Below are 20486 nucleotides of genomic sequence, written 5' to 3'. Positions count from 1 at the left end.
CGACATGATGGCGCTGCTGGAGGCGCTCTCGCCGCTCTCGGCGGGCGTCAACGGCGTGCTGGTGCTGGTCTCGGTGCTGACCTCCGCCGTGACCGCGGCCATCGGCGTGGGCGGCGGGCTGCTGATGATCATGGCCATGGCCCAGGTGATGCCGGCAGCGGCGCTGATCCCGGTGCATGGCATGGTGCAGCTCGGCTCCAACGCCGGGCGCGTCGTGCTCACCTGGCGCCACGTCGACCGGGCCCTGCTGGCGGCCTTCCTGCCCGGCGTGGTGCTGGGCGCCCTGGTGGCGGCCTGGCTGCTGGTGCGGCTGCCGCCCGGGGTGCTGGAGCTGTGCATCGCCGGCTTCGTGTTCTACTCCTGCTGGGGGCCGGGGCTGCCGAAGCGGGCCCTGGGGCGGGCCGGCACCCTGCTGGCCGGGGCGCTCACCACGCTGCTCTCCAGCCTGGTGGGGGCCAGCGGGCCCATGGTGGCGGCCTTCATCAAGCAGGGTACCGAGGGGCGGCTGGGCAAGGTCGCCACCTTCTCCGCCTGCCTGAGCGCCCAGCACCTGACCAAGGCCTTCGTGTTCGGGGTGGCGGGCTTCGTGTTTCGCGACTGGCTGGCGCTGATGCTGGCCATGGTCGCCGCGGGATTCCTCGGCACCTGGCTGGGCCTGCGCCTGCTGCACCGGCTCTCGGAGCAGCGCTTCGACACCCTGTTCAAGTGGGCGCTGACCCTGCTGGCGCTGCGCCTGGCCTGGCTGGGGGTGGCGCGCCTGATGGGCCCGGCGGGCTAGCCCGAGCGCTCATGCCAGGCCGGTTGACCGGCATGTCGGCGGCCGGTGAAATGTGAAAGTGTACAAAAGCACGCCTTTTCCTGTTTTAGCGTCCTGTACAGCAGGGAAATCCAGTTCATAATGCCTAGTGAGGCAGTGCCGCCCGTACGGCACGCAGGGGAACGCAGAGGGAACGCAGATGGTGACCGCAACCATAACCACAATCCGGCGCCATGGCATCGGCGCGATCGCGCTGCTGGCCTGCCTGGCCATCTTCATGGCGGCCAGCACGGCCCAGGCCAATCCGCGCTATGCCGCCATCGTGGTCGATGTCGAGAGCGGCGAGGTGCTGCACGCCGCCAATGCCGACGAGACCCGCTATCCGGCGTCACTGACCAAGATGATGACGCTCTACATGCTCTTCGAGGAACTGGAGAGGGGGAACCTTCAGCTCGATTCGCGGCTGCCGGTCTCCGCCTATGCGGCCTCCAGGCAGGCGTCCAAGCTCTACGTGAAGGCCGGCTCCACCCTTCCCGTGGAGACCGCCATCCAGGCGCTGGTGATCCGCTCCGCCAACGATGTGGCGGTGGTGGTGGCCGAGGCGCTGGGGGGCAGCGAGACAAACTTCGCCCGCATGATGACCGACAAGGCACGGCAGCTGGGCATGCCCCGGACCACCTTCCGCAATCCCAACGGCCTGCCCGATGCCGGCCAGACCACCACGGCGCGGGACATGGCGACCCTGTCGATCCGCCTGATGCAGGACTTCCCCCAGTACTACCCCTACTTTTCCCAGACCCGCTTCTCCTGGAACGGCCAGACCATCACCGGCCACAATCGCCTGCTGGACAACTACCCGGGCGCCGATGGCATGAAGACCGGCTTCATTCGCGCCTCGGGTTTCAACGTGGCCACTTCGGCGGTGCGCGACGGCCGTCGCCTGGTCTCGGTGGTGATGGGCGGCTTCACCGCGGCGTCTCGGGATGCCCACATGTCGGACCTGCTCGACCGTGGCTTCGTGCGGGCCTCCCTCTACGGGCGCGGCGACTGGGTGGCCCAGGCGGACTTCTCCGGCGACCGCATGAGCATCGAGGCGGCTCCGGCGGCCATGCCGGCAGCCCCGGCAAGGCAGCCCGAGCTCCAGCTGGCCAGCCTGCCGGCGCCGGAGCCGCTGCCCTCGGCGCAGCCCGAGCTGCCTGAGACCGCCCAGGGCTCGGCCGCCGACCCGATCCGCGACCTGATCGCCCGCAGCGAGCCGGCGGCCGTCGCCCCCGACCGGGCGCTGCATCGCCTCGAGCCGGCCGGGCCGACCGGGGGCTGGGGGGTTCAGGTAGGCGCCTTCAGCGATCCCGATAACGCCCGCAGCCTGGCCAGCCGGGCCGCCGACCGCCTCACCAGTGAGCTCACCGGGGCCCGGATCGCCGTGGACGAGGCCGGTGGCCCCCAGAAGATCTTCCGCGCCCGGCTGGTCAACCTCGACGAGAACCAGGCCTACCGCGCCTGCCGCAGCCTGACCCGCGAGGGCATGGACTGCATGGTGGTCAACTTCTAGCCTTGCCGTTCGTCTGCGAACGTTCTAGCCTGATCCTCATTCCCACCCCGCCGCCCCATCGGGCCGGCGGGGTGGTGCTGTTGGGTCTCGCGTCGAAGCGAAGGGGAGGCATGGCATGTCGGGGTCGTTCAAGGGTATCGGGTTCATGTGCCTGGGGGTGCTCTGCCTGGCCATCGGCGACGCCATCGCCAAGTGGCTGGGCGAGGTGCACTCGCCGCTGCAGATCATCTTCTTCCGCACCCTGGTCTCGCTGCCGCTGATCGCCGCCCTGGCCCACTTCGGCGGGGGGCTGCGCAAGCTGCGCACCCGGCGCCCGGGGGTGCACCTGCTGCGCGGGCTGATCTACACCGGCACCATGTTCTGCTTCGTGCTGGGCCTGACCCTGCTGCCCCTGGCCGAGGCCACCGCCATCGCCTTCGTGGCGCCGCTGTTCGTCACCCTGCTCTCGGTGCCGCTGCTGGGCGAACGGATCGAGGGGCCGGTGCTGGCCGCCTCGCTGGTCGGCTTCGCCGGAGTGCTGATCGTGGTGCGCCCGGGCGGTGAGGCCTTCGATCCCGGCGCCCTGGCGCTGGTCGGGGCGGCGCTCTTCTATGCGCTGATGATGATCACCGCGCGCCGCTGGGGGGCCACCGAGCACCTCTGGGCCATGGTCTTCTACATGACCCTGGTGCCCTTCCTGCTGACCGCCCTGGCGCTGCCCTGGGTGTGGCAGACGCCCCATCCCTGGCACTGGCTGGCCTTCCTGGGCTCGGGGCTGTTCGGGGTGGGGGCCACCGCCTTCATCACCCTGGCCTTCCGCCATGCCCCGGCGGCCATCGCCGCGCCCTTCGACTACACCGCCATGCTCTGGGCGGTGCTGCTGGGCTGGTGGTTCTGGGGCGAGATGCCGGACCTCTGGGTCTTCGTGGGCAGTGCGCTGATCATCGGCAGCGGCCTGGCCATCGCCTACCGCGAGGGGCGCACCACCCTCAAGCGTCGCCCCACTTCCTGAGGGGTCCCCCGCGGCTCAGCGCCCGGCGAAGAAGGCCCGGGCCGCGGCCTCCGGGTCGGGCCGGCCGCAGATCGCCGAGATCACCGCCAGCCCCTGGGCCCCGGCCTCCCGGGTGGCCGCGACATGCTCCGCCTTGAGCCCGCCGATGGCCACGCCGGGCAGGGGGCTGGCGGCCACCAGGCGGGCCAGCCCCGCGAAGCCCAGCGGCTGGGCGTGGTCGTGCTTGCTGGGCGTGGCGAACACCGGCCCCAGCCCCAGGTAGTCGAGGTGTTCGGCATCCAGGCGTGCCATCTGCTCCAGGGTCTGCACCGACAGGCCCAGCAGTGCCCGCTCGCCCAGCGCCGCGCGGGCGGCCGCGACCTCGCCGTCGTCCTGGCCGATATGCAGGCCATCGGCGCCGCTCTCCACGGCCACCGCCAGGCGGTCGTTGATGATCAACGGCACGCTGCTGCCGGCCAGCGCGGCCTTCAGCCGCCGCGCCTGGTCGATCATCTCCCCGTCGGCGGCGTGCTTGTCGCGCAGCTGCACCACCGTCACCCCGCCGCGCACCGCGGCCACCACGGTCTCGACCAGGCCGCGGCCGGCGCACAGGCCCGGATCGGTGACGAGATAGAGGGAGAGGTCAAGTCGCATCGGTCATCTCCAGTTGCAGGCGGGGCCCTAGAGTCTCGCCCTCCAGGGCATGCAGGGCGTCGAGGAAGGCCACGGCGAAGCTGCCGGGCCCGCGTGCCGTCTCGCCGGCGATCCCGCCGGCCGCGGCGTAGCAGGCCAGGGCGGCGACGGTGGCCGCGAAGGTGTCCTCGGCGCCGGCCACGAAGGCGGCCACCACGCCGGTGAGCGAGCAGCCCAGGGTGGTGACCCTCGGCATCAGCGCATGGCCGCCGTGCACGCGGGCCAGGCGGCGGCCGTCGGTGACGAGATCCACCTCGCCGGTCACCGCCACCACGCCGCCGGTGCGGCGGGCCAGGCGCACGGCGGCCTGCTCGGCGGCCTCGGCCGGGTCGCTGCTGTCGACGCCGCGCCCGCCGGCGCCGCCGGCCTCCAGGGCGATGATCTCCGAGGCGTTGCCGCGGATCACCGTGGGCAGGCGCTCCAGCAGGTGCGCGCCGGTCTCGCGGCGGTAGGCGGTGGCCCCCACCGCCACCGGGTCCAGCACCCAGGGCTTGCCCACCAGGCGGGCCGCCTCGGCGGCCTCGATCATGGCCTCCACCCAGTGGGGCGAGACGGTGCCGATATTGATCGTCAGGGCGTCGGCGATGGCGGTGAACTCCGCGGCCTCCTCCCGGGCATGGACCATGGCCGGCGAGGCGCCGATGGCCAGCAGCACGTTGGCCATGGTGTTCATGGCCACCAGGTTGGTGATGTTGTGGATCAGCGGACTGCGCTCTCGCACCCGCGCCAGGTGGGCGGCGGGGTCGATCGAGGGAAACGTCGTGTGGGACATGCGGCCTCCCGGGCGCGGGAGGTGCAGGCAGGCGCCAGGGCCGGGACCGCACGACTCCCTACGCCGGCATTATCCGGGTCAGGTTCCAAGGGTGCCTCTCAGCCGCGGCGGCTCTGCCCCGCGGCGCCCCTGTCGTCAGGGCCCACTATCCCCGGCCGCCGCGTCGCTGTAAAGGCCCGGGCCCGGCCGATGCCTGCCATCCGGACGCCCCCCCTCAGTCGGCCCGGTCGAGCCAGCGCCGCGCCACGGCGCGGGCGTGGGACAGCTCGCGACACCAGGTCAGCCGGCCGGCGGTCTTGCGGAGCCCCGCGCGGCGCAGCTTGACGATGATCCGCGTCGGCAGGCCGACCATCACCAGCCCGACCCCTTCGCGGTGCATCTCGTCGACCAGGGCCTTGAGGGCGACGATCGCCGTGCCGTCCATGCTCGGCACGTCATGCATGTCGAGGATGATGATCCGTACGCGGTGATCCACCAGGTGCAGCGAGGTGAGCGCCTTCTCGGCGGCGCCGAAGAACAGCGGGCCGTCGATATCGTAGAGGGCGACCGCCTCGGGCAGGGCGTCGCTGGCGGCCGGCGATTCGGTGTCGACGCGGCGGGTCTCGGTCAGCAGCGACATGCGCCGGATGAACAGGGCGGCGGCCAGGCCGATGCCCACGGCCACCGCCAGCACCATGTCGAAGAGCACGGTCAGGGTGAAGCAGGTCACCAGGATGGCCACGTCGCCCGGCGGGGCCGAACGCAGGGTATGCAGGAAGTGGCGGGCCTCACTCATGTTCCAGGCGACGATGAACAGCAGCGCCGCCAGCGCGGCCATCGGCACCCGCCCCAGCAGCCCCGCCAGGGCGACCACCGCCAGCAGCACCACCAGCGCATGCACCACCGCCGCGATCGGCGAGCGGGCGCCGCTGCGGATATTGGTGGCGGTCCGGGCGATGGCGGCGGTGGCGGTGATGCCGCCGAACAGCGGTGCGACGAGGTTGCCGAGCCCCTGGCCGATCAGCTCGGCGTTGGGGTCGTGCCGGGTACGCGTCAGGCCGTCCGAGACCACCGCGCACAGCAGGGACTCGATGGCCCCCAGCATGGCGATGGCGAACGCCGGCCCCAGCAGGGCGCGAATCAGCGCGAAATCCACCACCAGGGGGTCGCCATCCGCGCCGGGCAGCCGCCAGGGAGCCACCAGGCTCGGGGCGATCGGGGGGATCCCCACGCCCGTCTCGCCGTGGGCCTCCCAGGTGAAGCGCGAGGCGATGGTTTCCACCAGGTTTCCCGTGCCGGGGTCACCGATCCATTGGTTGATCGCATAGGCCAGCAAAGCGCCGACCACCAGCCCGATCAGGGGTGCCGGAATCGGCAGGTGCAGCCGCGGCCAGAGCAGCATGACGCCCAGGGTGAAGGCGCCGACCCCCAGCTCCAGCGGGCTCAGGCTGGGCAGGGAGGCGAGGATGCGCCCCAGGTTGTCGACGAAGTGCTCGCCCAGCGGGCCGACCTCCAGCCCCAGGAAGTCGGGCACCTGGAGCACCGCGATCACCACCGCGATCCCCGCGGTGAAGCCCAGTATCACGGGATAGGGGACATACTGGATGAGCCGTCCCATGCCGCTGAGGCCCAGCGCCACCAGGATCAGCCCCGCCATCATCGTGGCGATCAGCAGGCCGCCCAGGCCGTACTGCTGGACGATGGGGAAGAGGATGACCACGAAGGCCGCGGTCGGCCCCGAGACGTTGAAGCGTGAGCCACCGGTCAGTGCGATGATGGCGCCGGCGACGATGGCCGTATAGAGCCCGTGCTGGGGGGGCACGCCGGTGGCGATGGCCAGGGCCATGGAGAGCGGCACGGCCACGGTGCCGATGGTCAGGCCGGCCAGCACGTCGCGGCGCAGGTCGTCAAGGCCATAGCCGTCTCGCCAGGCCGCGCGCAGGCCGGTGGCGATGCCGGGGAGCTGGAAGGGCAGGGGGTTGCGTGCCATGCCGGGAATCCTCGCTGCGTGTCATCCGCGCGGTGGGGAGTGCCTGCCGATGGGGCGTCGACAGTATGTTAATGACGTTAACATACCATGGGAATGGCCGCAGGGGCCCACGGTCGTTGCCCGGCACGACCCCGCTCATTAACATTCAATGTTAATAGACCGGGGAGAATGACCATGGAAAAGAAGACGGCACGCCTGACCCTGCTGATCGACCCCCACAAGAAGCGGGCCTTCGAGCAGCTCTGTGCCGCCCAGGACCTGACCCCGTCCCAGGTGGTGCGCCAGCTGATCCGCGACTACCTGCGCGACCACGGCGTGGAGTACGAGACAGGCCACGACCCTGTCGGCAGGGGGCCGTCAGAGCGTGAGTAGGGAGACGAGAGGGTGGCCGCCCGGTAGCTACTGGCCTCCGGCGGTGTCCGGGAAGCCTGCGTGCGCAGCCCGTTTTCGGACGGCGCCTCAGCCCAGCAGGTGCAGGCCCACCAGGGTGATCAGGCTGGCCAGCACCAGGCAGTTGGAGGTCTCCAGCGACTCCTCGCCCCGCCACGGTTCGGGCCCCAGCAGGGCGGCCGTCGCGGCCCCCAGGGCGACCAGGCCCATGGGCAGCTCCACGGGATCCCAGCCGGCGGTCAGCACGCCAAGCGCCAGCAGCGCCAGGCCGGCAAGCAGCAGCGGCAGGATGGCGCGGTTTTCGATGGTGGGCGTGGCATCGAGTAACATCGTTGCGCTCCGGGTCATGGCGTCGCCTCGCATCAGGGATCTGTCATCACATACGACTGTGGCCCCCCTTCCTTAAGGTTTGCTTACGGCGCCATGACCGGCGTGTGACGCCGCCGTTGTGGATCGAGCGGCTCGAGGCCGTCGATGAGCGGCGCGCCGCGAGGATGAACGCCCCATGAACGGGGCGTTAAGGTTCCTGACAGCCGCGCTGGCGTAAGACTGTCGTCGTCCATCGAACGAGGAGGATGACGACATGAACTGGCTGGATTCCGCACAACGTTACGGCGCCGTCTCACGGGCGGTTCACTGGGGCATGGCCACGCTGCTGATCCTGATGCTCGGCACGGAGTGGCTGGCGGAGCTCGTCGGGATGAGCGAGCGGGAGGCGATGACGTTGCACAAGAGCGTCGGGCTGCTGCTGCTGGGGCTGCTGGTGTTCCGGCTGCTGTGGCGCGGGGTTAACCACGGCAGGCTCGAGTCCCATGCACACTGGAAGTGGGCGGCCCGGCTGGGCCACCTGGCGCTCTACGCGGCGATGCTGCTGATTCCCGTGAGCGGCCTGCTCGCCGCCCTGGGCAGCGGGCACGGCGTGGAGTTCTTCGGGCTGCCACTGTTCGCCCCGGGGGCGGAGATCGAGTGGCTGGAGGAGGCCGCCGAGGAGACCCACGAGGTGCTGGCCAACCTGCTGTGGCTGCTGATCGGCGTGCACGTGCTGGCCAGCCTGGCCCACCAGTTCTGGCTGCACGACAACACCCTGAGGCGCATGGCGTAAGCCCTTGCCGTCCCTTGAGCGAGACGGGCCCCCGGTATCACCGGCGGCCCGCCTCGCTTTTTCTGGCCTGGCTAGGGCCGCCTTTGGAGCGTCGCCACCGCGCGCAGGCCGCCGCCGGGAGCCTCCGCCAGGGCGAGGTTGCCGCCATGGCGGGCCAGCAGGCGCTCGACGATGGAGAGCCCCAGGCCGGCGCCGGCCCAGGCGCCCGCGCGATGGAAGCGCTCGGTGACGCGCTCGCGCTGCGCGGCGGGAATCCCCGGGCCCTGGTCGTCCACGCTCAGTATCAGCCGGGCGTCGTCGGTCGCCAGGGTCACCTTCACCCGGCCCCCGTCCGGGGTGTAGCGCAGGGCGTTGCCGACCAGGTTCTGCACCAGGGTGGCGATGGCGCCCGGCTCGGCCGCCAGCCGCCAGTCGCCTCCCTCCTCGGCGGCGAGCTCCAGCGTCTGGCCGCGCTCCACCGCCAGCGGCGAGAGCTCGGCCAGCGCTTCGCGCACCTCGGCCAGCAGGTCGCCGTCGACCCGGGCGCCCGCCTCCTGCTCCTCCTCTTCGGGCTCCAGGCGCGCCAGGGTCAGCAGCTGGGTGACCAGCCGGGTGGCCCGTGCCACGCCGCTGCGCAGCTCCTCCAGCGCCTCGCGACGGTCGTCGGGATCCTCGGCGGCCAGGGCGTTCTGGGCGTGGAGGTCGAGCACCGCCAATGGGGTACGCAACTCGTGGGCGGCATCGGCGATGAAGCGCTTCTCGCGCACCCGCAGCCGGCGGATCCGCTCCAGCAGCCGGTTGAGGGCGCCGACGATGGTGTCCAGCTCCCGAGGCAGGGGATGCATCACCAGGGGCTGCAGGTTGTGGGGGTCGCGCTGGCGGATCGCCGCCGCCAGCCGCGACAGCGGGCGCAGCCCCCGGCCGGTGGCCCACCACAGCAGCAGCGCCAGCAGCGGCAGGCCGACCAGGTCCGGCAGCAGGGTGCGCAGGGCCACGGCGCGGGTCAGCTCGCCGCGCACGTCGTCGCGTTCGGCGACCATGATGCGCCGCGACGACTCGGCCACGTCCAGCACATAGACCCGCCAGTCGTGGTCCGCCACCCGGCTGCTGGCATAGCCGGGTGGCGCGCCGGTGAAGGGGGCCGTCGGGGCGCTGGCCGAGCGCAGCAGCAGCCGCTCCCCCTCCCACAGCTGGAAGGCCAGCTTGCTCTCGTAGCGGTGGCCGGGCAGGTCCTTGTCCGACTGGTCGGCGCGCGCCAGGGCGCTCTCCAGGCTGGCGAGCAGCGCCTCGCGCTGCTCCTCCGGCAGCGGCGCCTGGATCAGCCCCTCCAGCAGGCGGGCGTTCTGGGCCAGGCTGGCGTCGTAGAGCTCCTCGATCTCGTGGGCGGCATAGCGGTAGCTGACCAGGCCGATGGCCAGCATGCTGGCCCCGAACACCAGCAGCACCAGCCCCAGGGTGCGTCGGCGGATGGAGGTCACGCCTCGGCCTCCCGGGGGGCGCGGTCCAGCACGTACCCGATGCCGCGTACCGTGCGGATCAGCCCCGGGAACAGCTTGCGACGCAGGTGGTGGACATGTACCTCGATGGCGTTGCTCTCCACGTCCTCCTCCCAGCCGTAGACCAGCCGGGTCAGGGTGTCGCGGGTGAAGACCCGCCCCGGGTGGCCCATGAACTCCTGGAGCAGGGTGAACTCGCGGCGCGACAGCGGGACCGCCTCGCCGCGGTAGCACACCTCCCGGCTGGCGGGGTCGAGGCGAATGCCGCGGCACTCCAGCAGCGGGCTCGCCTGGCCCCGGCTGCGACGCAGCAGGGCGCGCAGGCGCGCCTTGAGCTCGGCCACCTCGAAGGGCTTGACCAGGTAGTCGTCGGCGCCGGCATCCAGCCCGGCGATGCGGTCGTCCACGGCGTCCCGGGCGGTCAGCACCAGCACCGGCACCCGGCTGCCGCCGCGCCGCGCGCCCTCCAGCACCCGCATGCCGTCGAGCCCGGGCAGGCCCAGGTCGAGGATCACCGCGTCGAAGGGCTCGCCGCCCTGCAGGGCGGCCAGCGCCATGGCGCCGTCGGCGAGATGGTCCACGGTGTAGTGCTCGGGCTTGAGGGCCAGGCGGATGCCCGAGGCCAGGCTCGGGTCATCCTCGACCAGCAGGATGCGCATCGGGTCGTCATTTCTCCAGTCGTGACAGCAGGTGGCGGACTTCCTCCCGGCGGCCGGCATCGGCGAGCTCGCGGCCGGGTCGGGGCGGCGCCTGCAGGGCCCGCTCCAGGGCCTGGCGCGCCTCGTCATCGCGACCCTGCTGGTGCAGATAGTCGCCCCAGAAGTAGAGGCTGTCGAGCCCCTCGGGGTTGATGGCCAGCGCCCGCCTGAGGTGCCACTCGGCCTTGTCGTCGTCGCCGAAGCCGAGCGGCCAGCCCGGTACCTGGTAGTAGAGCGCCCCGAGGCTGGTATAGGCGGAGCCCTCCAGCGCCAGCGGGTCCTGCGCCAGGGCGGCCTCCAGGTGGCGGCGGGCCTGCTTGACCAGGCCCAGGGCCCCCAGCCCGCCCTCGGCGCCGGCCTGGCTGGAGCGCACGATGCCGGCCCAGATCAGCCGCTCGGCGGAGTCGGGGTGGTCGGCCAGCTGGCGTTCGGCCTCGTCTCCCAGCTCGGCCAGGGCCTTGGCCTGCTGGTCGTCGGGCAGCCGGTAGCGGATCTCGGCCCAGCGTTCCTGGAGCCGGACCACCGCCGGGTCCGTGGCGGTTCCGTCGCCCGCGGCCAGGGCGGCGATGGCGAACAGGCCGCCGAGGCCGGCGACCAGCAGCGTGGCGGCAAGGCGCAGGAGGGGGAGGCGAGAGAGTCGTCGAGCGGTCATGGCGTGGTCTCCGGAGTGTCGATAAAGCGGCGGATGACGGGAAGCTGGCGCGCCAGGGCGCGGTCCACCACCCCCGGCAGCAGGGCGTTGAGGCGCACGAAGAGCCGCTCCGGTCGGCCCAGCTGGGCTTCCTGGCGGCCGTGTTCCACGGCGTGGCGCACCGCCTGGGCGACCCGCACCGGGCTGTCCATGGCGTTGCCCAGGGCTGCGTTCATGGCCTCCACCTCGGGGGCGTTCATGGCGGTGCGGGTGGCTCGGGGCGAGACATGCAACACCCGCACCCGGGTGTCGGCGAGCTCACGGCGCAGGGCCTGGCTGAAGCCGCGCAGGGCGAACTTGGTGGCGCAGTAGCCGACCTGGCCGGGGTAGCCCAGGGTGCCGAAGGTGGAGCCCAGGGTGATCACCCAGCCCTGGCGCGCCGCCATCAGCCGGGGGAGCAGGGCGCGGGTGAGCTGCAGGGTGGCGGTGAGGTTGAGGGTGATGAGGCGCTCGAGTTCGTCATCGGAGCCCTCGGTGAAGAGTGCCACCCGGTTCACCCCGGCGGCGTTGACCAGCATGGTGATGCCCGCCCGGTCCGCGGCGGCCACCAGCCGGGCGCGCGCCTCGGCACGGGTCAGGTCGGCGGGCAGCGCGGTGACCCGGTCGGGGTGGCGGGCCGCCGTGGCCGCCAGGGCCTCTTCCCGGCGGCCGGTGATCAGCAGCTGCGCCCCGGCGGCGGCCAGCTCGTCCACCAGCGCCTGGCCGATGCCGCCGCTGGCCCCGGTGATCAGCACGCGCTGGGCGGGCCAGCCGCCTTCCGGCAGCCGCGGGCGTCGGGCGAGGCGATCAGGCCAGCGCATCGGAGAGCTCCCGGGCGGCGCTGCCGCCGGCACAGCGTGCCTCGACGCCGCGGAACATGGCGCCGTAGAGGCGGTAGACCAGTCGTGCGGTATCGATCACCGCGTCCAGGTCCTGCGCCTCCAGGTGGTTCACCAGCCCCTCGAAGAAGGCCAGGTGGCCGATATCCAGGCTGCCGTGGGAGGTCAGGTAGCGCACCGCATCGTCGGGCAGGCCGAGGCTCACCTGCAGCCGTTCGGCGGCCTGGGTGGCCAGCGCCGTGCTGGTGCCCTCCAGCACCTGGACCATGCCGAAGAAGCCCACCGGATTGCCGTGCTCGATCGTATCGCGAACGGCGGCCACCATCAGCCGGGTGGCAGTGTCCGCCGGCCGAGCGGCGGCCGCCGCAGCGTCGCCGCCGGCAGCGCGGATGTCGTCGAGGATCCATTGCTCGTGGCCGTGCTCCTCCTCGATGTACTCCACCAGGGCGCTGCGCAGCCACCCCAGCCGTTCCGGCAGGCGGGCGCCGCAGGCCATCATCAGCGGCACCGTGAAGCGCACGTGGTGGTAGGCCTGGCCGAGGAAGGCGAGGTACTCGTCGCGGCTGACGCGGCCTTCCAGGGCGCGGGTCAGCAGCGGGGTGGCAAGCAGCCAGTCGCGTTCTTCGCGGGTGGCGTGCTGCAGTTGCTGGTAGGGGGTCATGGGGTCACTCCTTCGTGGGTGTCGAGCAGGTGGCAGGACGGGGCGGCGCACAGCCAGTCGCCATGGGCGGCGTGGATGGCGTCGCGGCGCAGACGGCCGTTGGCCGTCAGCTGGTGGTTATCGGGGGTGAAGGGGGCGCAGCGCCGCCATTCGTGGACGCGGGCGTAGTCGGGCAGGCCGGCGTTGGCCTCGGCCACCGCGGCGGCCAGGGCGGCGTCGTCGACCTCGGGCGAGGCGGGCACCAGCAGCGCGCGGTTGGCGGGCAGCGCTTCGCCGTGGACCAGGGCCTGGGCGATGGCGGGGCGGGCGCAGAGCTCGCCCTCCACCCACTGGGGGTCGACGTTGCGGCCATAGGCGGTGATGAAGACCTCGCGACGACGGCCCTCCAGCACCAGGGCGTCGCCGTCCCAGCGCCCCAGGTCACCGGTGGCGTGCCAGGCCGAGGCGGGCGTGGGCTCACCGAGATAGCCGAGCATGCTGGCCCCACGGACCTGCACCTCGCCGTCGTCGGCCAGGCGCACCTCGGCATGGGGCAGCGGCCGGCCGACGCCGCGGGTGGGCTCGCCGGGGCGGTTGAGGCACACCACCGAGGCGCACTCCGAGAGGCCATAGCCCTCGAAGACGGGCCAGCCGCCGCGCCGGGCACGCGCCAGCAGGGTGTCGGCGACCCGGGCCCCGCCCACCGCCACGAAGCGCAGGCACTCGGGGGCCCTGGGGCGCGCCGCCACCAGCGCCTGGAGCAGCTGGGGCACCAGGATCAGGCTGTGGGGCCGGCAGGCGTCGAGGGTGGCCAGCGCCCGGTTCGGGTCGAAGCCGCTCGCTCCCTGCCACCCCAGCTCGGCGACCCCGGGCAGGCAGGCGGTGGCCCCCAGCCACAGCGGCACGTAAAGGCCGCCGATGTTCTCCAGCAGGGTGGCCAGCGGCAGCATCGCCAGGTGGCGCTCGATGCCAAGCCCCGCCACCGCCTCGGCGATGCTCGTGGCCACGGCCAGCGGGGCGGCGGCATCCAGACAGACCCCCCTGGGGCTGCCGCTGGTGCCGGAGGTGAAGGTGATGCGGGTGGTGCCGGGGTGCAGGGCCGGCGGCGAGGCGACGCGGCGGGTGGCGATGGCCGGGTCTCGCGTGGCGGCGAAGCCAAGGGCCTCGCCGCCGGGGCCGATCCAGGCGTCCAGCCCGGCGGCGTCCACCAGGTGGCGGCGCTGGGCGTCGCTGAAGAAGGCGGGCACCGGCACCGCCACCCGCTGGTCCTGAAGCAGCGACAGGTCCCACAGCGCCCAGTCGACGCCGTTGTCCAGGGCCAGGGCGACCCGCCGGGCGCCGCAATCATGCAGGCGGCGCCGGCGCGCCTCGATCTCGCCCGGCAGCTCGGCGAAGGTGACCCGGCGGTGGACGTCCTCCAGCGCGATGCCGGCCGGTCGCTCCTCGGCGTGGCGGGCCAGCCGGGCGAGGAAGGCCTCAGGCGAGGTGCGCATGGCCCACCTCCGCCGCAGGGGGGCGGGGCGCGGGCAGCAACCCGCGCGCGCCAAGCTCCCGATGGGCGCGGCGCAGGTCGCCGGCCATCACCCAGGGGCGGCGCTCGTAGTAGCGCCCCCAGCAGGCCCGCTCGGCGCCGAGGCGTGCCGGGTCGGCGACCATCACCGGCTCGAGGGTGAGGCCCAGCCGACGGATGCCGTTGGCCACCTCGGGGGTGGCGGTAAACAGCAGCCAGCCGATGCCCTCGCGGCCGAGCTGGTCCACCAGGTGCAGGAAGAGCGGGCGCTGCAGGCCGGGGCGGCGGCTGGCCAGGTTGCCGATCTCGGCGACCTGGTGGCGGGCCACGGGGCGGGCGAAGCGCTCGGCCAGCAGGCGCTCGGCGGCGACGTCCAGATAGCGCTCCTGGAACAGCGGGCCACTCGCCGCCGAGCGCACCCCCACCGCGGCCAGGGGCCAGTCGCCCTGCCACAGGCCGAAGAGGCGTGGCAGCAGCTGGGTGACGGTGGCGCCATGCTCCTCGGCGAAGCGGCGGCGGATCAGGTGTTCCAGGCGGCGCCGCCGGGTCCAGTGCCGGGCCTCCTGCCAGTGCAGCGGCGAGGGGGTGGCCGTGGCCGGCAGGCAGGGCAGGCATTTCGGTTCAGGCATCGGGTCGTCTCCATGACGTGACACCGATACCCTGGCCCCGGCAGCTTAACGAAGGCTTAAGCGATTCGAGGGGCTTCCGAGCGTACGGATGAAAGCGACCCGGGGCGCTGGTGGCGCCCCGGGCCTCTGCCTTTCTCAGGTGGTCGGCGGTCGGTCAGTCGCGCTCGACCTTCAGCGTTTCCTCCTCGCCCCGGCGGGTGGTCACCTCGAGTTCGCGGCCGTCCTCGTCGCGTCCCTCGACCTTGATCAGGTCGTCGCGCTTGAACTCGATCTCCTCGAACTCGGCCATGCCCTCGGCCACGGCGACCTCCATGGCCAGGCGTACCTCGGCCTCGCTCATGCCCCAGGGGCCGTCGTCCCTGCGCTTGCGCTCCTCCTTGTGGAGTTCGCCGCTCTCCAGGGAGAGCCGCACCTCGGCCTGCCACTCGTCGTCGAGCCAGCCCTCGAGCTCCACCTGGCCGCGCTCCTTGGCCTCGATCTCCAGGTAGTGGGTGAAGCCATAGGCGGCGCCTCGTTCGAGCACGGCGTCGAGGCTGCCCGCCGGCAGGGCGTCATCGGCGTGGGCGGCGGTGGCGCCCAGCGCCAGGGCGGTGAGGGAACCGGCAATCAGCATCTTGATGGTCATGGGTAGCACTCCTCTGTGATCGGGTACCGCGGTCGGTACAGCCCCCTTGTATCACCCGCGACCTTGCCGGAAGCTGACCGCGTCGTTCATGCTGCATTCATGTGATGGCTGGCAAGCTGCCCCCATGAACCTCTCGCTCCCCTTTCCCGCCTCTCTCCGCCCGGGCCTTGCCGTCGCCCTGTTGTTGCTGCTCGCCCTCGCTGGCCTGCCGCCCCTCGCGGCGGGCGATGACGACTGGCAGGAGCTCCATGAACGCGTGAGTCGCGGCGAGCTGGTGCCCATGGCCACGGTCCTCGACTGGCTGGAGGCCCGCTACGCGGGACAGGTGCTGGAGGTGGAGCTGGAGAGGGAGGATAGCCGGCTGGTCTACGAGGTGGAGATGCTCGGCCCCCGGGGCCAGCGGGTGGAGTTCGCGTTCGATGCCGCCAGCGGCGAGCTGATCGGCATCGAAGGGGTGGGCATCGACGACATGAGGCGCCGCCCATGAAGGTGCTGCTGGTGGAGGATGATCGTGCCCTGGCCGAGGCGCTGGGCGAGGCGCTGGGCGGCGGCGGGGTGCTGGTGGAGAGGGCGGCCAGCGGCGGCGAGGCCGACTTCCTGGTGCGCACCGAGACCTATGATGCCGTGATCCTCGACCTGGGGCTGCCCGACGGCGACGGCACGCGCTGGCTGGGCCAGTGGCGCGAGGATGGCGTCGAGCTGCCGGTGCTGGTGCTCACCGCCCGCACCCGCTGGGCCGACAAGGCGGCGGGCTTCTCGGCGGGCGCCGACGACTACGTCACCAAGCCCTTCGAGACCGCCGAGGTGCTGTTCCGGCTGCGCGCCCTGGTGCGGCGCAGCCACGGCCATGCCCACCCGGTGCTGCGCATCGGCGAGCTGGCCTTCGATACCCACACCGGCAGCGTGACCCGCGCCGGCTGCCCGGTGAGCCTGACCGCCCAGGAGGCGCGGCTGCTCGCCTACCTGGCCCATGCCGCCCCGCGGGTGGTCAGCCGCAGCGAGCTGGCCGAGCACGTCTACGATCGCGACCACGAGCCCGACTCCAACGTCATCGATGTCCAGGTCAGCCGGCTGCGCCGCAAGCTGGGTGCGGCGCACATCGAGACCCTGCGCGGCCAGGGCTACCGGCTGACGGGCGGCGAGGAGACCGGATGAGTCGCCTGCCCTCGCTGGCGCGGGCCTCCCTGGCCACCCGCCTGCTGGTGGCGGCCCTGCTGGTGATCCTGATCTCCCTGCCCCTGGCGGGCCTCGGCCTCGCCCACCACTTCCGCGTCTCCACCACCGCCGCCTTCGACGAGCGCCTCGAGGCCCTCCTCAACGTGGTCATCGTCGAGGTGCGCTATGACGAGGTCGAGCAGCGGCTGCTGCACGAGCGCTCGCTGGGGGATCCGCGCTTCGACCGGGTCTTCTCCGGCTGGTACTGGCAGGTCAGCGACGGCGGCGAGCGGGTGCTGGTATCGCGCTCGCTGTGGGACCAGCGGCTGCCGGTGCAGGGCGCCTCCGGCCCCGAGGTGCGTGACGTCACGGGGCCGAGGGGCGTGCCGCTGCGCCTGATCGAGCGCGATATCCGCCTCGCCCCCCTCGAGGGCCCGCTGCACGTCGGCGTGGCGCTCAGCCGGGAGGCGCTGGATGCGGAGCTTGCCGGCTTCACCCGCCTGCTGGCGCTCTCCCTGCTGGGGCTGGCCCTGCTGCTGCTGGGCGCGCTGGCGATTCAGGTACGCTGGGCCCTGGCGCCGCTGCGCCGGCTGCAGGCCGACCTGCGCGACGTCGAGAACGGCGAGGCCGAGCGGCTGGACACCCGGCTGCCCGCCGAGCTGTCGCGGCTGGCCGGCGCCATCAACGCCGTGCTGGCGCGGGACCGGCGCCTGATGGAACGGGCCCGCCACGCCGCGGGCAACCTGGCCCACGCCCTCAAGACCCCGGTGAGCGTCCTCTATACCCAGGCGGATGGTCTCGAGGAGCCGCAGCGCCAGCGCATGCAGGCCGAGCTCAAGCGCCTCGACGAGGCCGTGCGCCACCACCTGGCCAGGGCCTCCGCCGCGGGCGATGCCGGGCTGCATCGGCCGAGCCGCTGCCTCGAGGTGCTGGCGCCGGTACTGGCGGGGCTGGGCCGGCTGGCCGAGCGGCGCGGCATCCGCCTGAGCCACGCGCTGCCGGAGGCGATGACGGTGCGCATGGACCCCCAGGACCTCCAGGAGCTGGTCGGTAACCTGCTCGAGAACGCCCTGCGCTGGGCCGACAGCCGGGTCATCCTCGCCGGCCACAGCGAGGCGGGGGGCAGCTGGCTGGAGGTCGAGGATGACGGCCCCGGCATGAGCGAGGCGCAGCGCCAGCAGGCCATGGCCCGGGGGGCGCGGCTCGATGAGGTGCGCTCCGGCAGCGGCCTGGGCCTGGCCATCGTCGCCGACCTGGTCGCCCTCCACGGGGGGAGCCTGAGCCTGGGCCGCTCGCGGCTGGGGGGGCTGGCGGTGCGGGTCTGGCTGCCGACGCGGCCGCTGACCGAGGCCGGCCCGCCGGACCGGCAGGACGGGTAGGCCGGCTCAGGGGGCCGCGGCGGCCGCGCCGAGGAAGCGCTCCTGCCAGTAGGCGATCTCCACCGGCGCCGTTTCCACCCGGCGGCCGCGCCCCGGGGCGTGGATCATCTGGCCGTCGCCGCGGTAGATGCCCACATGGCTGGCCTTGCCGCGTCCGGCGGTATCGAAGAACAGCAGGTCGCCGGGGCGGGCCCGGTCCACGGACGGCAGCGCGCGGAACTGGTCGTCGGCGGTGCGCGGCACCGGGATGCCGGCGGTGCGGTAGGCCAGCGACACCAGCCCCGAGCAGTCCAGAGCGTCGGGCGTGTTGCCGCCGAAGCGGTAGGGGGTGCCCAGGGAGCGTTCGGCGGCCGAGAGGATCAGCGCCCGCTCGATGGTCAGCCCCTCCCCGGGAGCCAAGTCCCGGGTGGCCAGGTCGCGGCTGGCGCAGCCGGTGACGAGCAGCAGGAACAGCGCCAGGCCGAGCAGGCGCAGCGAGGAGCGGGCGGCGGTGGGCGGCATCACGGGCATCGTCGAGTCCACGAGTGGCGGTCCTGCCCCTACATTAGACGCCGCGAACGCTCAGCGAAAGGCGATGCGGGTGCCGTGGGTGAGCATCTCGTCGGGCGTCATGGCGTGGCCCGGCACGCCGATCATCTCGTCGCCGCACTGGTCCGACCAGGTCAGCACGCCATGGGTCAGCCCGATGCCGCCCAGCAGGTCGCGGATCTCGCCGGTCCCCAGGAAGGTGCGGGTCCGGCCCTCGGTATCCGACAGCTCCGAGACGCCGGTGCCATGGTGCAGGCGAACCGTGTAGATGCCGTCCATGGATTCCACCTCGACGATGGGCGAGAAGCCCTTGGCGACAGCGTCGGCCAGCTGCTTGAAGGTGATATGGTCGTGCAGTTCGTAGGCATGGGCGCTCATCGGGGGCCTCCGGGTGTGTTGTCGGTCTTGTACAGGAAGTGTAGAAGGTGTGGTTCGGCCTGCAAGCCATTTATCGGCGAATATCCCGGTGAAGTGGCCCTGCCTGGGCATGAGGTGGCAAAAAGTTATACATGAATTGTATGGCGGAGGGCGGGTGGAAAAGTGTCGTCGCCATCCCCATGATCACAGGACCCGTCAACGTTCACAGGAGAATGGCATGAGCTTTCAGGGCGAGCAGCACCCCGGCGTACAGACCCCCACCGCGGATTCGGAGGGCTTCCGGCTCAACCACACCATGCTGCGGGTGAAGGACCCCGAGAAGGCGCTGGCCTTCTATTCCCGGGTGTTCGGCATGCGGGTGCTGCGCCGGCTCGACTTCGAGGAGATGCGCTTCTCGCTCTACTTCCTGGCGAAGCTGGAGGAGGGCGAGGCGGTGCCCGACGAGGAGGGCGAACGCACCGTCTGGACCTTCAGCCAGAAGGGGCTGCTGGAGCTGACCCACAACTGGGGCACCGAGAACCAGGCCGACTTCGCCTACCACGACGGCAATGCCGAGCCCCAGGGCTTCGGCCACATCTGCTTCAGCGTGCCGGACCTGGAGGCCGCCGAGGCCTGGTTCGACGCCAACGGCGTGGAGTTCGTCAAGCGCGCCGACCAGGGCAAGATGAAGAACGTGGTGTTCGTCAAGGACGTCGACGGCTACTGGATCGAGGTGGTCCAGGCCGACCGCCTGGCCGCGCTGGGCGACTGACGGCCCTGACCGTTTCCCTTGTTCCCTGCGATGAGCCGCCGTTCCCTCTCCGGGCGCGGCGGCTGCTTCACTATCGAGATCCCGTGATCCCTACCGACACCTGGCGCCTTTCACTGCCCTGACGGTTGTCCAGCACCAGATAGTAGTCGCTGCTCTCGGGAATCCTCAGCGTCAGGTCGACATGGCCTCGGGTTTCGCTGGCCAGCAGCGGTCTGGCGGCATTCGGCAGCCGGTCGAACTCGGCCTCCTCCACAAGGAAGAGGCGAAGATGTCCGTCGGTTTCCAGCTGGATCTGCAGGGAGGCGCCCTCGGGAAGGTGTCTCAGGTGGATGGCCTGCCAGCGTCCCGCGTCCACGGCGGTGGTGGTGGCGATCGACTGCTGGCGGGGTGATTGGGCTACCGCCCAATCGGATAGCGGAGTCAGCAGGGACAGCATAATGGCAATAATCATGTTTCGGAAAAGCATATTGGACCCCGGTCGGCGCCTGGAAAAATGGACAGCCACTTGATTAGCTTTAATTACTTTATAGTTTTTTGGTGATACGAGGTTTTCCTTTTGCGATGAATGGGTTGTATGTAATCCATTGTTGCCATGTTGAGAATTGTCAATATTTGAAAGGCAACTTGTTTGACCCTGCCAGTTTTGTAGCCTAATCCTAAATGGCTATCGACGGATAATGACCTCGTACCAGGCGTGCGTGGGCTCTTGTTATCAGATAATACCGGTGGCGTTTCTTCGAATTACCTGTTCAAGCAAATGCTGATGTGTGGTGTGCCAGGTTCCTCGGCAGGGAAGCATGGGCGCCCGTGTCGATCATGATGCAACCGGCATCCCGGGGCGATGGGGTGTCGGTGGACAGTTCGAGGAAGCGTCGTGGATTGGGGAGCATGATCACTGGCCGGCCTTTCCGGCCAAAGTAGTGTCTCTGGCTCAGCAATGGCGCAGGGGGCTTCCGGCCAACCGGGAAGCCAGGAGGGTCGCCAGACTGAACCGGGACGGGAGA

At 71.6% G+C, this 20486-nt stretch carries 24 protein-coding genes and 1 riboswitch; of the genes, 9 read left to right on the top strand and 15 right to left on the bottom strand.

Annotation, left to right across the window (positions count from 1 at the left end):
• Window positions 1–4 precede the first annotated feature (4 nt).
• From BDK63_RS02330 to BDK63_RS02320, 3 genes are all read left to right on the top strand, one after another.
• Window positions 5–778, top strand: a complete 774-nt coding sequence (locus BDK63_RS02330; RefSeq protein WP_246385702.1) for a sulfite exporter TauE/SafE family protein — start codon at window positions 5–7, stop codon at window positions 776–778.
• Window positions 779–956: 178 nt separating this feature from the next.
• Window positions 957–2309: a D-alanyl-D-alanine carboxypeptidase gene (locus BDK63_RS02325; protein ID WP_183329715.1), complete on the top strand. Its 1353-nt coding sequence runs from the start codon at window positions 957–959 to the stop codon at window positions 2307–2309.
• Between the two features lie 115 nt (window positions 2310–2424).
• Window positions 2425–3300, top strand: coding sequence for a DMT family transporter (locus BDK63_RS02320; RefSeq protein ID WP_183329714.1), 876 nt, complete (start codon window positions 2425–2427; stop codon window positions 3298–3300).
• Between the two features lie 15 nt (window positions 3301–3315).
• On the opposite strand, the gene thiE is transcribed toward BDK63_RS02320, so the two are convergent.
• The 3 genes from thiE to dauA form a co-directional block, all read right to left on the bottom strand.
• On the bottom strand, window positions 3316–3933 hold the full coding sequence (gene thiE, locus BDK63_RS02315; protein WP_183329713.1) for a thiamine phosphate synthase: 618 nt from the start codon (window positions 3931–3933) through the stop codon (window positions 3316–3318).
• The gene (gene thiM / locus BDK63_RS02310; protein WP_183329712.1) at window positions 3923–4744 is read right to left on the bottom strand and encodes a hydroxyethylthiazole kinase; all 822 of its coding nucleotides are present in this window, start codon (window positions 4742–4744) and stop codon (window positions 3923–3925) included. Before thiM ends, thiE begins: the two co-directional genes overlap by 11 nt.
• Before the next feature lie 38 nt (window positions 4745–4782).
• A riboswitch (TPP riboswitch) is annotated at window positions 4783–4885 on the bottom strand.
• Between the two features lie 73 nt (window positions 4886–4958).
• Window positions 4959–6713 (bottom strand): C4-dicarboxylic acid transporter DauA, encoded by a 1755-nt coding sequence (gene dauA / locus BDK63_RS02305; RefSeq protein WP_183329711.1) that lies wholly within the window; start codon window positions 6711–6713, stop codon window positions 4959–4961.
• Window positions 6714–6887: 174 nt separating this feature from the next.
• Here dauA and BDK63_RS02300 point away from each other — a divergent pair, with 174 nt between their 5' ends.
• The gene (locus BDK63_RS02300; protein WP_183329710.1) at window positions 6888–7085 is read left to right on the top strand and encodes a CopG family transcriptional regulator; all 198 of its coding nucleotides are present in this window, start codon (window positions 6888–6890) and stop codon (window positions 7083–7085) included.
• An 87-nt stretch (window positions 7086–7172) separates the two neighbouring features.
• On the opposite strand, the gene BDK63_RS02295 is transcribed toward BDK63_RS02300, so the two are convergent.
• Window positions 7173–7433, bottom strand: a complete 261-nt coding sequence (locus tag BDK63_RS02295; RefSeq protein ID WP_183329709.1) for a hypothetical protein — start codon at window positions 7431–7433, stop codon at window positions 7173–7175.
• Window positions 7434–7686: 253 nt separating this feature from the next.
• Here BDK63_RS02295 and BDK63_RS02290 point away from each other — a divergent pair, with 253 nt between their 5' ends.
• Window positions 7687–8205, top strand: a complete 519-nt coding sequence (locus tag BDK63_RS02290) for a cytochrome b (protein ID WP_183329708.1) — start codon at window positions 7687–7689, stop codon at window positions 8203–8205.
• A gap of 71 nt (window positions 8206–8276) precedes the next feature.
• On the opposite strand, the gene BDK63_RS02285 is transcribed toward BDK63_RS02290, so the two are convergent.
• From BDK63_RS02285 to BDK63_RS02250, 8 genes are all read right to left on the bottom strand, one after another.
• Complete coding sequence (locus BDK63_RS02285) at window positions 8277–9662, bottom strand: ATP-binding protein (RefSeq protein WP_183329707.1); 1386 nt, start codon at window positions 9660–9662, stop codon at window positions 8277–8279.
• Window positions 9659–10339, bottom strand: coding sequence for a response regulator (locus BDK63_RS02280; RefSeq protein ID WP_183329706.1), 681 nt, complete (start codon window positions 10337–10339; stop codon window positions 9659–9661). The genes BDK63_RS02285 and BDK63_RS02280 overlap by 4 nt, the downstream gene beginning before the upstream one ends.
• 7 nt (window positions 10340–10346) lie before the next feature.
• Window positions 10347–11030, bottom strand: a complete 684-nt coding sequence (locus tag BDK63_RS02275) for a tetratricopeptide repeat protein (RefSeq protein ID WP_183329705.1) — start codon at window positions 11028–11030, stop codon at window positions 10347–10349.
• On the bottom strand, window positions 11027–11869 hold the full coding sequence (locus BDK63_RS02270; protein ID WP_183329704.1) for an SDR family oxidoreductase: 843 nt from the start codon (window positions 11867–11869) through the stop codon (window positions 11027–11029). The genes BDK63_RS02275 and BDK63_RS02270 overlap by 4 nt, the downstream gene beginning before the upstream one ends.
• The gene (locus tag BDK63_RS02265) at window positions 11856–12548 is read right to left on the bottom strand and encodes an iron-containing redox enzyme family protein (protein WP_183329703.1); all 693 of its coding nucleotides are present in this window, start codon (window positions 12546–12548) and stop codon (window positions 11856–11858) included. The genes BDK63_RS02270 and BDK63_RS02265 overlap by 14 nt, the downstream gene beginning before the upstream one ends.
• Window positions 12545–14020 (bottom strand): AMP-binding protein, encoded by a 1476-nt coding sequence (locus tag BDK63_RS02260; RefSeq protein ID WP_183329702.1) that lies wholly within the window; start codon window positions 14018–14020, stop codon window positions 12545–12547. Before BDK63_RS02260 ends, BDK63_RS02265 begins: the two co-directional genes overlap by 4 nt.
• Window positions 14004–14666 carry a thermostable hemolysin gene (locus BDK63_RS02255; RefSeq protein ID WP_183329701.1) on the bottom strand — a complete coding sequence of 221 codons (663 nt, stop codon included), beginning with the start codon at window positions 14664–14666 and terminating at the stop codon, window positions 14004–14006. The genes BDK63_RS02260 and BDK63_RS02255 overlap by 17 nt, the downstream gene beginning before the upstream one ends.
• Before the next feature lie 154 nt (window positions 14667–14820).
• Complete coding sequence (locus tag BDK63_RS02250) at window positions 14821–15291, bottom strand: PepSY domain-containing protein (protein WP_183329700.1); 471 nt, start codon at window positions 15289–15291, stop codon at window positions 14821–14823.
• A 124-nt stretch (window positions 15292–15415) separates the two neighbouring features.
• Here BDK63_RS02250 and BDK63_RS02245 point away from each other — a divergent pair, with 124 nt between their 5' ends.
• Genes BDK63_RS02245 through BDK63_RS02235 form a run of 3 tightly spaced genes read left to right on the top strand, consistent with a single transcriptional unit; the run spans window position 15416 to window position 17825 of the window.
• Entirely contained in the window at window positions 15416–15778 is a 363-nt protein-coding gene (locus tag BDK63_RS02245; RefSeq protein WP_183329699.1) for a PepSY domain-containing protein, read from the top strand.
• Window positions 15775–16446: a response regulator transcription factor gene (locus BDK63_RS02240; RefSeq protein WP_183329698.1), complete on the top strand. Its 672-nt coding sequence runs from the start codon at window positions 15775–15777 to the stop codon at window positions 16444–16446. The genes BDK63_RS02245 and BDK63_RS02240 overlap by 4 nt, the downstream gene beginning before the upstream one ends.
• Window positions 16443–17825, top strand: coding sequence for a sensor histidine kinase (locus tag BDK63_RS02235; RefSeq protein ID WP_183329697.1), 1383 nt, complete (start codon window positions 16443–16445; stop codon window positions 17823–17825). Before BDK63_RS02240 ends, BDK63_RS02235 begins: the two co-directional genes overlap by 4 nt.
• A 6-nt stretch (window positions 17826–17831) precedes the next feature.
• Here the strand turns inward: BDK63_RS02235 and BDK63_RS02230 are convergent, their stop codons facing one another.
• Both BDK63_RS02230 and BDK63_RS02225 read right to left on the bottom strand, forming a co-directional pair.
• Window positions 17832–18326 carry a C40 family peptidase gene (locus BDK63_RS02230; protein ID WP_425485924.1) on the bottom strand — a complete coding sequence of 165 codons (495 nt, stop codon included), beginning with the start codon at window positions 18324–18326 and terminating at the stop codon, window positions 17832–17834.
• 60 nt (window positions 18327–18386) lie between these two features.
• The gene (locus tag BDK63_RS02225) at window positions 18387–18731 is read right to left on the bottom strand and encodes a hypothetical protein (protein WP_183329695.1); all 345 of its coding nucleotides are present in this window, start codon (window positions 18729–18731) and stop codon (window positions 18387–18389) included.
• 217 nt (window positions 18732–18948) lie between these two features.
• Between BDK63_RS02225 and gloA the strand changes: the two genes are divergently transcribed.
• Window positions 18949–19482, top strand: coding sequence for a lactoylglutathione lyase (gene gloA, locus BDK63_RS02220; protein ID WP_183329694.1), 534 nt, complete (start codon window positions 18949–18951; stop codon window positions 19480–19482).
• A gap of 70 nt (window positions 19483–19552) precedes the next feature.
• Here gloA and BDK63_RS02215 read toward each other — a convergent pair whose 3' ends face one another.
• The gene (locus tag BDK63_RS02215; RefSeq protein WP_221202477.1) at window positions 19553–19918 is read right to left on the bottom strand and encodes a hypothetical protein; all 366 of its coding nucleotides are present in this window, start codon (window positions 19916–19918) and stop codon (window positions 19553–19555) included.
• Window positions 19919–20486: the final 568 nt, after the last annotated feature.

It is taken from the genome of Halomonas campaniensis (assembly GCF_014193375.1).
GTDB lineage: Bacteria > Pseudomonadota > Gammaproteobacteria > Pseudomonadales > Halomonadaceae > Halomonas > Halomonas campaniensis.
Note: the sequence above shows the minus strand (reverse complement) of the source record. Positions and strands in the feature narration are given on the sequence as shown.